Source organism: Streptomyces sp. NPDC031265 (assembly GCF_055570295.1).
This window is the reverse complement of sequence record NZ_JBVIHM010000058.1, coordinates 1-13,279: the sequence shown is the minus strand read 5'-3', so window position 1 is coordinate 13,279 and position 13,279 is coordinate 1. Positions and strand designations below refer to the sequence as shown.

Below are 13,279 nucleotides of genomic sequence, written 5' to 3'. Positions count from 1 at the left end.
GGAATGGGCATCTCCACGTCAGCCGTCCACCAGGTGTGCTACATGCAACTCGCAGACCATGACAGCTATTTAGTCACCCGGTGACACCCAAGATCCGCACCCCCAGCACAGCAAGCAGCCAGCTCAGCCGACTACACACAGTCCGATCCGGCTGACGCCCACCCCGCTGACACAAAATCACACATTCACAGGGGCCGTGCCGGCCCCGACTGACCTGGCCCTGGGGGCAGGTGACCTGCTGGCGGTCGTAGTCGATGCGGAAGTCGTCCCGGGCGAAGCCCTCGTTGCGGCGGTGTTGGCGGGTGGGGTTGCTCCGCAGTGGCCCGGAGACGGTGACCTGGTGTGCACGTGCGGCTTGTTCCAGGTGGGGCAGGGAGGTGTAGCCGGCGGCGGTCTGCGAGAGAGAGCAGAGGCACACATCCGGCGGCACGGTCATGAAGAGGTGCTACCCGAACTACTTGCACTACACGAGGCAGCACTCGTCCTCGGTGAAGATGGCTGGCACCACAAGGCGCTCTACCGCTGATGCTGGCCAGGTCTCTCAAGCCAGCATCATTGCGGGCTTCGCCTACACCTGCTCCACCTACTACGCTGTCTACTGGGACCTGGTCCCCGCATCAAACGGTGACTCCCCGGCAGGTGGGGTAGGTTGGTGCGCCACTCAGGGGCTGTACGGTCACCCACGCAGCCTCGGAGTGGCGCCACCTCCAACTCTGGTTCAATCACGGAACGGGGAAGAGAAAACATGCGCTTCCTGCGCACTCGCGTTGTGCCGGTCGCTGTGTCTCTCGGGGCGGGTTTGTTGCTTGGCCTAGTGGGCCCCGTTGCCGGGAAATGGGATAATTCCGTTTGTGTCGCCGTGAGTGCTATTTTTTCTAGTGGTTGGCCATGGGCCTGTTATGCGTTCTTGGTGGGCTATTCTCGTCGAACCAAAATCGAGTCAGCGCTGCTGCCGTCTCTGGGGTTGGCTATAGGTGTAGTCACATACTACCTTTTCAAGGATATGAATCCCACAATTCCGGCCGGAGTGGAACCTGCCACATCCGTTCCGGCAGGAATGGAATCTGGCGCCTCCATTCAGGGGCAGATTTTCGTGTGGGGAATAGCCGCCTTCATCTTCGGTGCGCCTGTGGGATTCATAGGGAACGTGGCACGGACACCCGGAGTTGGCGGACTTCCGTTTCGCCTGCTTGTTCCGTTGATTGCCGTCTTCGAGACCACTCAGCGGTTGAACACTGAGGCGGATTCGCAGGGTCTGGTTATCGCCGTAACCTTGAACGCGATACGCGTCGGGGCTTGTGTCGTAGCGGTGGCCCTCGTAGGACACACAGTGTGGAGCTGGCGCACCCGGCGCCGCCGAACTGAGGAACGTGTGGAAATGGGCACGTCAGCGAAGCGCCTCTGACGCATCACATGCCTAAAGTGCCCGTTTCGAAACACCTAGGTGCGACGCAGCGGAGCGCGCGGCCCACCAAAGCATCGTGAGCCGCGCGAACTACAGGCCGTGCATGATGTGTGCGCGCTCCAGGGCCCGAAGGATGGTCTCCTCGGTGGGCACGTCAGGAGCCGTGTAGGCCAGCCGGGAGAACTCGTCGATCGCAGAGTGCACGAAGGGCGGGGTCGTGGAACCGGCGTGGCCCCACTCCGTGCCGGGTCAGGTGCCGGGTCACGGTCCGCCGAGGGCACAAGTAGGCGGTGTGGTCTGGGCGGAGTCGCGGCTGGGAGTGTGTTCATCAGTCCCGCGTTTGGTCAGCGCGGCTTTCGGATGCTGTCGATGATGCGGGTCCAGTGGTCGCTGCCGTGTCCGTTCTCGATCGCGCGCCGGTAGTGGGCCTGCACGGCCAGGGGGAGCGCGAGGTCGAGGCCGAGTGACGTGCTGGTTTCGACGATGTGGTCGGACGTGGCGCCCATCATGGTGACCGTGCTGAGGTCGCCGGGATGCTCTCCGGCATCCAGCGCGGCGCCGGGGGTCTCTTCACCAGCCCTGAGGATGGCGCCGATCGAGTCGGCGGAGGAGAGCAGCTCCGGCAGTGTTTCCTTGGCCTTCATTCCTGCGGTGCCCAGCATCGCGGTGGCGTGCATCAGTGCGGACAGGGTGGTGAGGAACACCGCGAGCTGGGCTTGGTACATCATCTGGGCGAGACCCGGATCCTCGCCCAGATGCTTCGGTGTGCCGAGCAGTGCCAACGTCGCCCGGTGGCTCTCCATCACCTCGTCGGGGCCGCTGTAGTAGACATAGGCTGCCTCCGTGCCGACCATCGGCGCCGGGACCATGACACCACCGGTGAGGAAGGTGGCGTCGTGGCCCGCTGCCCAGGATGCTGCCTTGCGTGTGCGGTCGGGGGTGTCAGAGCTCAGGTTGACCAGCGTCCGGTCGGCGAGCGATGCGGTGGCGCTGTCGAGGATGTCGTACATCGCCTGGTAGTCGGTGAGGCTGAGGATCACGAGGTCACTCGCCTCGACCGCCTCGCCAGGCGTCGCTGCGAGCGTTGCTCCGTCGGCGACGACGCCGTCGGCCCGGCCGGCGGTGCGGTTCCAGACGGTGACCGGGTGGCCGGCGGCGAGGAGGGTGCGGGTCATCGCCTGGCCCATCGGGCCGAGCCCGATCACGGTGACAGCGCTGTCTTGCCTGGTGTGGTGCTGTTGTTCGTTCACCCCTCCATGCTCGGAGAGCGCCACTACTCTTGGAAGTACCCACTATTTTCTGGGGTACTTACCTTTTAGTAAGGGGATCAGTGATGGCCAAGGCGCCGAGATGCGGGCCTTACATCTGCGGCATCGACGCTGCGCTCGACGTGGTGAGCGGCAAGTGGAAGGGACTGATCCTCTGGGAACTTGACGCCCATCGCGTACGCCGCTTCGCCGAGCTGCGGCGCGGTCTGCCTGGAGTGAGCGAGAAGATGCTGACTCAGCACCTGCGTGAGATGGAGGAAGATGGACTGGTGCACCGGGAGGTCTATGCCGAGGTGCCGCCACGGGTGGAGTACTCCCTGACCGAGCACGGGCGCACGCTCAATCAAGCGCTCGGGCCGCTCGGCGCCTGGGGGGGTGAACGGATGCGTCGCGAAGGCTCCGAAGTGGCCGACGTAGCCGAGACCTCACACGGCTAGTGCTCTGACCGCAGACCTTCGCCGGGTTGAGCGGATGTGGGGCCATTGATGCCATCTACCTGGCCGAGGCATCCGCCTATGCTCGGCTCGTGCAGCCGCTTTCCGACAGCAGCAATCCGTTGATCACGGCGTTCCCAGCCGAGCTTGCAAGCGATGCCGAGGCGGTCCTGGCGGTGATGCCTGCGTCTCGGCTCCAGCCGCATGCCTCGTTCTCGGTCGCTGTAGAGGGCCAGCAGGTCTTGATCCCCGGGCGCCTCTACAACGACGAGCCGCCGAACGACGCGGTGGCGTCGCTTTCGTCGCGCCAACGGCAGCTTCTGCACTGCCTTTACTCACGGCACTGCGACGGGGTGGTCAGACAGCGTCACCTGGAGAAGGTCGTTGGTTCCACGGACCCATGGGTTGTCCCCTTCGTCGTGCAGCTGGTTGGCGAGTACGTCTTGGAGATCCTGGTCGTCATCTGCGATGAGCTCCGTGATCTCGCCACGCCCGGCACCTGCGGCCACCTCGCTTACGGGCAGTTCATCGTGGACAACCCAGCCTTCTTCGCGCGCACTCAACGGCGGGTCGTGAGCTACTGGAGCTGCTACTACCGGGGCACCTACGCAAGTTTTCGGGGCTACCCGGGTTGCACACTTCTTGACCTCCTACGGTCCGCCGCCTCCGACAGAGCAGGGCATTCCTGGCCCAACCTCGCTCCCGCCGGCGCCAGGGCGGACGGCTACTGCTAGTGCTGCAACGCGTTGATTCGTTGAGGGTCATGCAGCCTTGAGGGGTGTGCCGTCGTAGGTCCAGCGGTAGGGCTTGGCGGTCGTGTGGTGCTGGATCGCGAGGGAATCGATCTTGTCGATGAGATCGTCGCGGTTGGGGAAGTCGCCGTGCCGCAGGACCCGGTGGGCCAGGACGGAGAAGTACAGCTCGACCTGGTTCAGCCACGAGGCGTGGGGCGGCGTCCAGTGCACGTGCCAGCGTGGATGGGCGGCCAGCCACGCTCTGGTGTTCTTCGCGGTGTGCGCCGATCCGTTGTCCAGGACGACGTGGATCTCGCGGCGCGGGTCGATGGTCCGGTCGAGCATCTTCAGGAAGCGGACAAAGGTCGCGGAGTCGTTGCGCGTGATCGGCTGGGTGAGGACCTGTCCGGTGCGCACGTCCAGGGCGGCGGCGATGGACACTGTGCCGTGTCGGCGGTACTCGAACTCCTGCAGTGCGGGCGGCCGGGTGCGGGTGCCCTTCCGGGGTGGCGGCGGGACCGGGCGGCGATGGCCGTCTTCTCGTCGATGGACAGCACGACCGCTCCCGACGGTGGGGAGAGGTAGAGGCGGCAGACATCCTCGGCTCGGTCCCAGAAGTCGGGGGGGGGGTCGCGGCCGGTGAGCCAGCCGCGCACCCGGTGGGGCTTGAGGTCCAAGTCGGCGAGGATCCTGCCCACTTGGGAGGCAGAGATCGCCCGAGTGGCCAAATGCGCGGCGATCGCGCGGTGCGACCACGTCGACTCCGGGCGCGGCGGGGCACTGGTCGCGGTGGCCACCACGGCGACCCGCACCTCGGGCCCATGGACGCGGGGACGCCCGGGGCGCGGTGCGTCCCGCAGTCCGGCCAGGCCGGCAGCCGCGAACCGTCGGCGCCACTTGCGCACCGTGTTCACGCTCACGCCCTGGGCCCGGGCGATCACCGCGTTGGAGCCGCCCCCGGCCGCCGCCGGCACGATCCTGGCCCGCAGTGCCTCCCGCACCGGGGCTCTGGCTGCGGAAGCGGTCCGCTCCAGCCTCGCGCGCACCCTTCTCGTCCAGCACCACCAGCACTGCCTGGGTCCGTGCCACCCCGACCATCCTCCGCCCCTGTTCCCGCCGACAGGAGTGGATCACGGCGGACACGCGGCGGGAGCAGGCACGATGGGCGTCATACCGAAGAATCCGCCGGAGTCGAGGCAGCACCACTTGCGCCAGCGCCGGAACGAGCACGCTCGCTCGCGATGGTCGCAGCTGGCCGGTGTCGACGTGCGCTTTCGCGCCGGATTCGCCTACGTCGCAGGGACGTTGACCAGCGGGCAAGCCCTGCCGCTGTGCGATCTGCGCATCGGCGGGGGTCCTGCACATCTGGGGCCTCGCTATCTACCTCCGCTCCGGTTCGACTGATAAGCCCGCATGTTGGCTTGTCGCGTATTCGTGGCTGACCTTGCTGCTTTGTTGCGCTGGGTAATCATCGTGCGGCGAGTCATCGTGGCTGTCATGGCCGCGCAGGTTCGCATGGCGACAGCTGGGCGTGGACGCTTATAGTCCTCACTATGATCCACAAGGTCGTCCCCCCATCAGAGCCTCCGGTGACGCTCAGTGATCCGCGCGAGCTTCTGACCGGTTACCTCGACTTCTACAGAGAAGCCGCCCTTCGTAAGTTGGAGGGTCTCTCCGATGAAGAGCTGCGGAACAGTCGATTGCCTTCCGGCTGGGCGCCCTTGAGCCTGCTGAAGCATCTGGCTTACGTAGAACTGCGGTGGATGCGGTGGGGGTTCTCCGGCGAACAAATCGAAGAACCGTGGGGCGACCACTCCCAGCCCGGCCAGTGGGGTGTCGGACCGGATGAATCCATCGAGGACGTCAAGGAGTTCTTCCGGGAGCAGTGTGCGCGCACTCGCGCCATCGTCGCTGAGGCGCGCTTGGAAGACCAGGCAGCGACTCTCGGCGGACGTGTCCCGGCCGACGAAGATCGCCCGACGCTGATCTGGATTCTCTTCCACCTGCTGCAGGAGTACGCGCGACATGTCGGCCACCTCGACATCGCACGCGAGCTGGCCGACGGGGTCATCGGCGAATAGAACCGGTGGGGCAGGCGACTTCGCGCGGCGCTCACCGGTAGAGGCCCTCGACTGCGGGTGCGGCCCCTACGTGCGTTTGTCCAGGCAGTCGGGTCGTTGAGGAAGGCGGTGGAAGGACCGGTCCTGTCCGTAGGCCTCGTCTGCGGTCACCTAGGTCGCCGGAAGGCCGGCCGCCAGGCAGCGGCGGACCATGGCCTTGGCCAGCTCGCCCTTGGTGGCAAACCCCCGGTCCTCGGGGACTTTGGCCGCCTGGCACCGCTCACGGTCTGTCGTCCAGGACTTGGGCAGATAGAGTTCGCGGTCCACCAGAGCCCGCCCGCGTGGGGTGGCATAAGCGGCGAACACCCCGATCTGACAGTTGTCGAGCTTTCCAGAGGTCCCGGTGTACTGCCGTGACACCCCTGCCGACGTGGGCCTTTCTTGATGAATCCCGTGTCATCGATGATCAGCACACCGTCCGGGCCAAGGTGTTCGCCGACGTACTCGCGCACGTCGTCTCGCTCCGCATCCGCATCCCACCGGGCGCCGTTCAGCAGATGCTGCAGTCCCGCGGGATCGCGGTGGCCCGCATACTCCGCCAGCTGCCAGCCGTTCTTCCGGCTCACCGGCGCCAGCAGTCCCCGCACATAGTCCCGCATCCGCCACCGCAGATCAGCCCGCCCGAACCGGCCTGCCACCCGAACGAACACCGACTCCAACTCCGCAGCCCAGCAATCGACTTCACCCATTCCCACCATGACTGGACAACGAGAACAACAACCAGCTCAGGACACGAATTCTCACTGGAGTACTAAGGTCCCGCATCCGCGGGAATGGGGACTCTCACGATGTCCCAAAACCGCTGGGAGACGAGAGTTGAGGCATCGAAGGAAGCGATGACCACCAACTCAAGCCCCTCCGGGGGCGTCAGGGAGCCGACGATGTTCGAGTACCGGATGCACAAGGTGAACGAGGCCGAACTGCTCCGCGAGGCCACCGCCCAGCGGCTGGTCCGCCAGGCCCGCCTCACCCGCCGGAACCGGCGGCACGCGGAGGACGAAGGCGAAGGGCGGGTGAGCCATCTGCGCGACCTGCGCGACCGTTTCGCGCACGCCGCCTGAACGGGATGACCGCAGGCGCCGACCCGGCTCTGCCGCAGGGCCACGAGCTGTTCCGCCAGGTCAGCTCGCGAGCGCAGTACCTGCCCGCGTGCCGGGCCCCGAGGCTTGGTGCTACAGGAATCGGCGCACGACGTGGCCGACCACTGACCACTCAGACGCCGCGCCGGAGAATTTGGCGGCGCCGACTCGTGCGCCTGAGCGTGATCACTCTTGCGCAGACCACGGCAAGGGTGTTATGCCTGGCCGCGCGTTTTTCAGCCACTCCCCTGTTTGCGCTTGCGCATGCCCCCACCAGCCCCTTTAACGTCATTTCGGGGCGACGGAAGAGGGTCGCATGAGACCACGGGGGAGTACGTGTACGCGCAGAGCTGGCAGCGGTTGCTGGACCAGGCGGGGCCGGGCGGACAACAGTCAGGCATGTCACTGGCGTCGGCGGGACCGGCGGGTCGCGGGAACAACAGCGGCGGTGGCAGTGGCGGCGGCGAGTTGAAGCACAGTGCCAAGCCGTGGTCGGACGCGGCGGGCACCGCCCACGCACTGCAGACGGACACCGCCACGGCCAAGGTGAAGCTCACCGCGGCCCACGCCGGTGCCGAGGCGGGCACGGCCGGACTCGCGAGCATGGCCGCGCTCACGTCCGTACTCACCTCGTGGGAGAAGCGGCTGACGGCCGTCCACACCGAGTGCGGCGCGCTGGAGCCGGTTCTGCGTGAGACGGCGTGGGCGCAGGGTGAAGTGGACGCGGGTGTGAAGTCGGCGCTGGCGCAGTTCTCCGCGCCGTCCGGCAAGAGCCGGTGACGTACATGCTCACCTGGCAGCAGTTGCACGACCTCAAGTGCGCCGAGCTCCTGGAGGCCGCCGACGGCTGGGGCGCCGTCAGCACCCAGGCCGACGCGGCCCGGGACCGGATCAGCAACGAGATGATCCACGGTCTGGAGGCCACGCAGAAAGGCATGGCTGCGCCTGCCGCCACCGGCCGCCTGCGGCGCCTGGACCGCAACTACGACTACATCCGAACCGAATGCGGTCTGGTCCGTACGACCGTGACCTCGCTCGTGTACGAACTGATCGGCTTCCAGGGCCAGTTGAAGGACGCCCTGGACGACGCGGCGAGCCTCGGTTTCACGGTCGCGGCGGACGGCTCGGTGAGCTACCCGGCCGGCGGCCAGAACGTGGTCACGGACAAGCCGAACCCCGGCGGCAACGCCAGCGCCGACACCCCGCTCATGTCCCGCCCGCCCACCCTCGGCGCGCTCCACCCCGGCCTCGTCGACCCCAACCCGAACCAGGCCAAGGCCCAGGACATCGCCGACCGCATCCGCCGGGTGCTCACGGCCGCCCGCGAGGCCGACGAACACTTCAGCACGGCACTGAGCAGGCTGAAGGCCGAACCCGGCCTGGACGTCACCGAGGCGACCTGGAAGGACGCGGCTGCCGACCTGGCTGCGGTGCGCAAGGTCTCCGGTGACCGCCTGAAGAAGACCATCCCGACGAACGCCACCCCCGCCCAACGCCACGACTGGTGGACCCACCTCTCCCAGGCCCAGCGCGACGAATACCTCACACTGTGCCCGGACGTCCTCGGCAACCTGGACGGCATCCCGGCCCTCGCCCGCGACGAAGCCAACCGCGACAACCTGCAGATGCTGATCGGCAAACTGTCGGGCGAGGACAACGAGGCGGCCCGGGCCAAACTGGACGGGCTGCGGTCGATCGACCAGCAGCTGCGGGCGGCGCCGGAGCCGGGCGTCCCGCCCATGTGCCTGCTCGGGATCGGCGACCAAGGCAACGGCCGCGCCATCGTCTCGTACGGCAACCCCGACACGGCGAAGAACGTCGCCGCGTACGTTCCGGGTCTGGGCACCAGTCTCGACAAGCACTTCGCCGAGAGCGACCTGAAGCGGGCGCGGGAGACCGCCCTCGGTGCCAGGGAAGCGGACCCCAACAATCCCACCGCTTCGATGGTCTGGCTCGGGTATGACGCCCCTCAGCTGCCCGCCGAACAACCCCTGGCCAACGCCGCCGTCATGATCGACTACAACGCCAAGATGGGTGCTACCGCGTACAACGGGTTCATGGCAGGCATCTCCGTCACGCACGAGACGGGCGACCCTCATATCACCGCCGTCGGTCACTCCTACGGCTCGCTCACCGTCGGCCTCGCCGCTCAACGGCACGGCGGCATCCCCGGAGCCGACGACATCATCCTCGTGGGCAGCCCGGGCACGGAAGCGAAGACCGCCGACGACCTCGGAGTCGGACGGGACCACGTGTATGTGGGCGCCGCCAAGAACGACATCGTGACCCAGCTGCCCAGCAAGAGCGAAGCCACCGGAATCCTGCTCGGGGGCCTTCTCGGGGGACCTGGCGGTGCGCACATCGGCCACGAGATCGGCCACGCATTGAACGACGACCCCGACGAGCGCTACTTCGGTGCCGACCCAGCGAGCCGCGAGTTCGGGGCCAAGCGCTTCGCAACGAGCGACGGGCCGCTGCTCGTCAACCCTGACGCGGATACGGTTGACAAGATCATGCACCTGAAGAACCCCACGGACCTCGGCGCACACTCCAACTACTTCGATCCGGAGAAGGATGCAATGTCGGCAAGCAACATCGCGCTCATTGTAGTGGGCAAGGGCGGCAAGATCATCACGGCGGAGCCCCGATGAGTTCCCTCCTCCGCTCGGTCACCGTGATCCTGCTCTTCATGACTGTCGTCGGCTGCGGAGCACTCCCCAGCGCCCCATCTGAAGTAAGGAAACCGACCATGGACATGCGCCAAGGTGCCGAGCAGGCCGATACGCTGCTTCAGCAGACCTTGCGGAGCATCGCTCCACCCCTGCGCTGGAACCACGGCCCCTCGAACGACATCGCCTGTAGCAACATCCTGGGCAAGGGCACAGGTACCGGCTCGGTCAAGCGCCGTATCGCCATCCTGACCAAAGTGTCCGCGGAGCGACGGGGCAGCCTGCTCGGCATCGTCGAGCGCAACTGGAGGAACTGGGGTTACAAGATCAACGGCGTCAACCCCGACAAGGAAATGCCCGCCATCTTCGCCACCACGCCCGACGACTTTCAAATCACGCTGCAGGTGGGCGCCACCGGCCAGTTCATCTTCTCCGCCGGTACTCCCTGCCTCACTCAGACCGACAACGTCCCCGAGCCCACCACCACCCCCAACACCCCGCAGCGCGACGTCCTCTACCCCGCGCCCGCCGACATCCACGACGACTTCTGGTCAGCCCCCACCCCGGGCGCCCCGAGCCCTCAGCAGCCCTCCCCCGACGCCGGCCGGTAGTACGCAGCCGCGATCGTCCCCAACCCACGCTGTACCGCGCGCCGAGGGGACCCGGCGGCGGGGTATCTGGGCCACAAGATCGGGGAGACTGTGGAAGGTCCTGACCAGCTCTACTTCGGTACCGGCCCGGCGAGCCACGGGTTCGGTGCCAAACGCTTCGCCACGGGTGACGGCCCGTTCATCACGAACGTGAACTCCCACAAGCGGTTCCCCTCCATTGCGGCACCCCGTGCTTTACCCAAACAGCCGTCGCTGCCCCGACCACCCGGGCCAACACACCCGAACGCGACGGTCAGTACCCGCTCCGCCCGTACCTCCACGACGACTTCTGGTCCGCCACTGCGGTGCATACGTGAACGACGGTCCCTGCTCCCAGCGGGTTCGGTACCACCCCGGGCTGGGAAGGGTCCCCGGGTCAGTGCATAGCGTGGCCGTACGCCGCCACAAGGTGGTCCAGGCCCGGGTCCCCGAACTCCGTTCGCAGCTCGCGGAAGGCGTCGGTCTTGTCGGGGCCGAAGCGGGAGACGTGGGAGGCGTAGCTGTCCGGGGTGAGGAATCTGGGGGGTGTGGTCTTGCTGTGGAACTTGTCCGCGTACATCACCAGCCGCTCCTCGGCGGATTCCGCGAGGTAGTCGGCGGGCGGCAGCGGCAACCGCTGGCGCTCGATGTCGTCCTTGGTCAGCCCCACACCGGTATGGCAGGAGCAGAACCGGCACACGGACTCGGGGAACCCTTCCTCGGCTAGGAGGTCGTGGCCGAGGATGCCGTGGCGCAGGTAGGTCTCCCGGCTGCCCATCTGCTGCGGGGCGTGACGCTCGGCCAGTTGTATGTCGTGGCCTTGCTGACGGGCGCGGCCGGGGTGCTGTTCAACACCGCCTATCCGCCGTTCTTCGCCCACCTGGTGCCTCGCTCGTCCTACGTCGACGCGAACAGCAAGCTCAGTGCCAGCCGGTCAGCGTCGTACGTCGCCGGCCCGGCGATCGGTGGTGCTCTGGTCCAGGCGTTGACCGCTCCCGTCGCCGTCGTCGTCGACGCCCTGACGTTCCTGGCGTCTGCGGTTCTGGTCGGTCGGGTTTCGCTCGACGAACCGCTGGCCGCCCATGACCAAGCGGCATCCTCGCTGCTGCGGCGTGCCCGGGAGGGACTGGTATTCGTTGTCCGTCACCCGGTGCTGCGGGCGAGCCTCGGGTGCGCGGCGACCGTCAACTTCTTCACCTTCATCGCGGGCAGTGGACTGATCGTGCTGTTTGCCAGCCGGAACCTCGGACTGAGCGCTGGAGTCATCGGCATGGCGTTCGGGATCGGCGCCACCGGCGCGCTCCTTGGCGCGGTGATCGCCCCGAAGGTCTCGCGAAGGCTCGGCGTGGGCCGCAGCATCGTCGTGGGCGCTGTGTTGTTCCCGGCACCGATCGGCATCGCCGCTGCTGCGGGCGGCCCCCTCTGGGCTCGCGCCGGAGCCCTGGCCGTGGCCGAGTTCCTCTCCGGCGTCGGCGTCATGCTGTTCGACGTCAACCTCAACTCCCTTCAGACGGACGTGATACCCGATGGCATGCGCAGTCGAGTCGCCGGCGCGTTCAGCACGATCAATTACGGCTTGCGCCCGGTGGGCGCCGTCCTCGGCGGCCTCCTCGCTACCCTCATCGGCCTCCGGGCGACCCTCCTCATCGGGGCTGTCGGCGGAGCGCTGTCCCTGCTCTGGTTGCTGCCCTCGCCGATACCAGGCATCCGCTCCCTGACTTCGGACCATTCAGTGGCTCCGGACAGCGACATGGACGCGCGACCATTGCCTTCCTGATTGTTGGGGAACCACCCGGGTCCGAGCGAAGTCTTCCCGGACCTGACGGCCCGGTACATGCGTGCCTGGCCGCGGGTCGCTCAGTGCGGGTAGTGTTCGGGCGCCCCGTGGCATCGCCCTTGTGGATCGGATCCATGATCCGCCTCCGCGGAACCGCAGTCATCGTCGGCACGGGCCGAGAGCTGCATACGGCGAAAAGTCTGTCGCCCGACCAGATCGGTGCCATCCGACGCAGAGGCGCCATAGCGCCTCACAACTGACCGCGCTCTCAGGCGAGTTGTCGATAGCCTTCGTCTTCATGACGCGCGCTTGGATCCTACCGATGCTGCTTGTGCTCTGCGGCTCAGTCGTTGCGACTGGGCTGATCTTCAGGGGGACCCTCGGCGCAGCCGCAGCCATCCTGTTGGTGTTTGTGCTGCTCGCAGGGGTGAACTCGCCTCTGATTTTCCCGAGGTCGATCGGTGCGCTGGAGGCACAACGCCGCAGCGCGGTCGATGGCCGGCCGGTTGTCTTTTGGCGGTCGGGCTGCAAGTACTGCCTCCGTCTGCGCATCCGGTTGGGCCGTAGAGCCCGCCAGTTGCATTGGGTCGACATCTGGCGTGACCCGGCTGGAGCGGCAGCGGTGAGGGCAGCCAACGACGGCAATGAGACCGTGCCGACTGTCGTCGTGGCGGGCCAGCCACACGTCAACCCCGATCCTGAATGGGTGCGCGAACAGCTCTCCCCTTCCGCGTGATCGGGAGGAGTGCCATATCGGGTGGCGTCCGTGGGCCACGAAAGATCGTCAGCCGGTTCGACGCCGTCTGAACCTCCGTCTGAGCCGTTGTTGTCTTTCCGATCTTGAGAGATGCGTGTCGAACAGGAGTCCCGATTGGGTGATCGTGGGGCGCTTGGCGCATACGGACAGGGCCTCCTGAACAGCTCGTTGGTGTCGAATCACCGAGCAGCAGGAGGCCCTGATGCAGCAGCGAGCCTTTTCCGACCTCATGTTGAGGCGTGGTGGAGGACGAGTACGGCCTTCACGGTGTCGGTGATCCGGTTCGTGCTGCAGCGAAGCTTCCGCAGGAGGCGCCAGCCCTTCAGTACGGCAATGGCCTGCTCGCCGGCGCAGCGGATTGTGGCGTGGCTGCTGTTGTGCCGTTGCTTCCAGCGCTTGAGTCGGCG

At 66.8% G+C, this 13,279-nt stretch carries 14 protein-coding genes and 2 pseudogenes; 10 read left to right on the top strand and 6 right to left on the bottom strand.

Annotation, left to right across the window (positions count from 1 at the left end; all coding sequences use genetic code 11):
* The first annotated feature begins 434 nt into the window (after positions 1–434).
* Entirely contained in the window at positions 435–815 is a 381-nt protein-coding gene (locus ACZ499_RS39800; protein ID WP_468682070.1) for a lactococcin 972 family bacteriocin, read from the top strand.
* Positions 816–1,749: 934 nt separating this feature from the next.
* Here the strand turns inward: ACZ499_RS39800 and ACZ499_RS39795 are convergent.
* Complete coding sequence (locus ACZ499_RS39795; protein ID WP_468682068.1) at positions 1,750–2,655, bottom strand: NAD(P)-dependent oxidoreductase; 906 nt, start codon at positions 2,653–2,655, stop codon at positions 1,750–1,752.
* Between the two features lie 83 nt (positions 2,656–2,738).
* Between ACZ499_RS39795 and ACZ499_RS39790 the strand changes: the two genes are divergently transcribed.
* Both ACZ499_RS39790 and ACZ499_RS39785 read left to right on the top strand, forming a co-directional pair.
* Positions 2,739–3,110 carry a winged helix-turn-helix transcriptional regulator gene (locus tag ACZ499_RS39790; protein ID WP_468682066.1) on the top strand — a complete coding sequence of 124 codons (372 nt, stop codon included), beginning with the start codon at positions 2,739–2,741 and terminating at the stop codon, positions 3,108–3,110.
* 89 nt (positions 3,111–3,199) lie between these two features.
* Entirely contained in the window at positions 3,200–3,841 is a 642-nt protein-coding gene (locus tag ACZ499_RS39785) for a hypothetical protein (protein WP_468682064.1), read from the top strand.
* Positions 3,842–3,868: 27 nt separating this feature from the next.
* On the opposite strand, the gene ACZ499_RS39780 is transcribed toward ACZ499_RS39785, so the two are convergent.
* Positions 3,869–4,315 carry an IS630 family transposase gene (locus ACZ499_RS39780; protein WP_468682074.1) on the bottom strand — a complete coding sequence of 149 codons (447 nt, stop codon included), beginning with the start codon at positions 4,313–4,315 and terminating at the stop codon, positions 3,869–3,871.
* 77 nt (positions 4,316–4,392) lie between these two features.
* A pseudogene (locus tag ACZ499_RS39775) lies at positions 4,393–4,782 on the bottom strand (helix-turn-helix domain-containing protein); the annotation flags it as partial.
* A gap of 612 nt (positions 4,783–5,394) precedes the next feature.
* Here ACZ499_RS39775 and ACZ499_RS39770 point away from each other — a divergent pair.
* Positions 5,395–5,922 (top strand): DinB family protein, encoded by a 528-nt coding sequence (locus ACZ499_RS39770; protein WP_468682062.1) that lies wholly within the window; start codon positions 5,395–5,397, stop codon positions 5,920–5,922.
* 153 nt (positions 5,923–6,075) lie between these two features.
* On the opposite strand, the pseudogene ACZ499_RS39765 reads toward ACZ499_RS39770, so the two are convergent.
* Positions 6,076–6,650: pseudogene (locus ACZ499_RS39765) on the bottom strand (IS701 family transposase); the annotation flags it as partial.
* Between the two features lie 147 nt (positions 6,651–6,797).
* Here ACZ499_RS39765 and ACZ499_RS39760 point away from each other — a divergent pair.
* The 4 genes from ACZ499_RS39760 (at position 6,798) to ACZ499_RS39745 (ending at position 10,320) form a co-directional block, all read left to right on the top strand.
* Positions 6,798–7,022, top strand: a complete 225-nt coding sequence (locus tag ACZ499_RS39760) for a hypothetical protein (protein ID WP_468682060.1) — start codon at positions 6,798–6,800, stop codon at positions 7,020–7,022.
* A gap of 417 nt (positions 7,023–7,439) precedes the next feature.
* Positions 7,440–7,820, top strand: a complete 381-nt coding sequence (locus ACZ499_RS39755; RefSeq protein WP_468682058.1) for an amino acid ABC transporter permease — start codon at positions 7,440–7,442, stop codon at positions 7,818–7,820.
* Between the two features lie 5 nt (positions 7,821–7,825).
* Complete coding sequence (locus ACZ499_RS39750; protein ID WP_468682072.1) at positions 7,826–9,691, top strand: alpha/beta hydrolase; 1,866 nt, start codon at positions 7,826–7,828, stop codon at positions 9,689–9,691.
* Between the two features lie 98 nt (positions 9,692–9,789).
* Positions 9,790–10,320, top strand: a complete 531-nt coding sequence (locus ACZ499_RS39745) for a hypothetical protein (RefSeq protein ID WP_468682057.1) — start codon at positions 9,790–9,792, stop codon at positions 10,318–10,320.
* A gap of 415 nt (positions 10,321–10,735) precedes the next feature.
* Here the strand turns inward: ACZ499_RS39745 and ACZ499_RS39740 are convergent, their stop codons facing one another.
* Entirely contained in the window at positions 10,736–11,116 is a 381-nt protein-coding gene (locus tag ACZ499_RS39740; RefSeq protein ID WP_468682055.1) for a hypothetical protein, read from the bottom strand.
* Positions 11,117–11,128: 12 nt separating this feature from the next.
* Here ACZ499_RS39740 and ACZ499_RS39735 point away from each other — a divergent pair, with 12 nt between their 5' ends.
* A complete protein-coding gene (locus ACZ499_RS39735; RefSeq protein ID WP_468682053.1) occupies positions 11,129–12,115 on the top strand; it encodes an MFS transporter in 987 nt (328 codons plus the stop codon).
* 298 nt (positions 12,116–12,413) lie between these two features.
* A complete protein-coding gene (locus tag ACZ499_RS39730) occupies positions 12,414–12,851 on the top strand; it encodes a glutaredoxin domain-containing protein (RefSeq protein ID WP_468682051.1) in 438 nt (145 codons plus the stop codon).
* Between the two features lie 248 nt (positions 12,852–13,099).
* On the opposite strand, the gene ACZ499_RS39725 is transcribed toward ACZ499_RS39730, so the two are convergent.
* Positions 13,100–13,279, bottom strand: a 180-nt coding sequence (locus tag ACZ499_RS39725; protein WP_468682049.1) for a transposase family protein, incomplete at its 5' end; no start/stop codon positions are given.

Coding starts and splice junctions, on each gene's coding strand:
- ACZ499_RS39800 (WP_468682070.1), top strand. CDS start 435: ATGAAGAGGTGCTACCCGAACTACTTGCACTACACGAGGCAGCACTCG.
- ACZ499_RS39790 (WP_468682066.1), top strand. CDS start 2,739: ATGGCCAAGGCGCCGAGATGCGGGCCTTACATCTGCGGCATCGACGCT.
- ACZ499_RS39770 (WP_468682062.1), top strand. CDS start 5,395: ATGATCCACAAGGTCGTCCCCCCATCAGAGCCTCCGGTGACGCTCAGT.
- ACZ499_RS39760 (WP_468682060.1), top strand. CDS start 6,798: ATGACCACCAACTCAAGCCCCTCCGGGGGCGTCAGGGAGCCGACGATG.
- ACZ499_RS39755 (WP_468682058.1), top strand. CDS start 7,440: ATGTCACTGGCGTCGGCGGGACCGGCGGGTCGCGGGAACAACAGCGGC.
- ACZ499_RS39750 (WP_468682072.1), top strand. CDS start 7,826: ATGCTCACCTGGCAGCAGTTGCACGACCTCAAGTGCGCCGAGCTCCTG.
- ACZ499_RS39745 (WP_468682057.1), top strand. CDS start 9,790: ATGGACATGCGCCAAGGTGCCGAGCAGGCCGATACGCTGCTTCAGCAG.
- ACZ499_RS39740 (WP_468682055.1), bottom strand. CDS start 11,116: ATGGGCAGCCGGGAGACCTACCTGCGCCACGGCATCCTCGGCCACGAC.
- ACZ499_RS39730 (WP_468682051.1), top strand. CDS start 12,414: ATGACGCGCGCTTGGATCCTACCGATGCTGCTTGTGCTCTGCGGCTCA.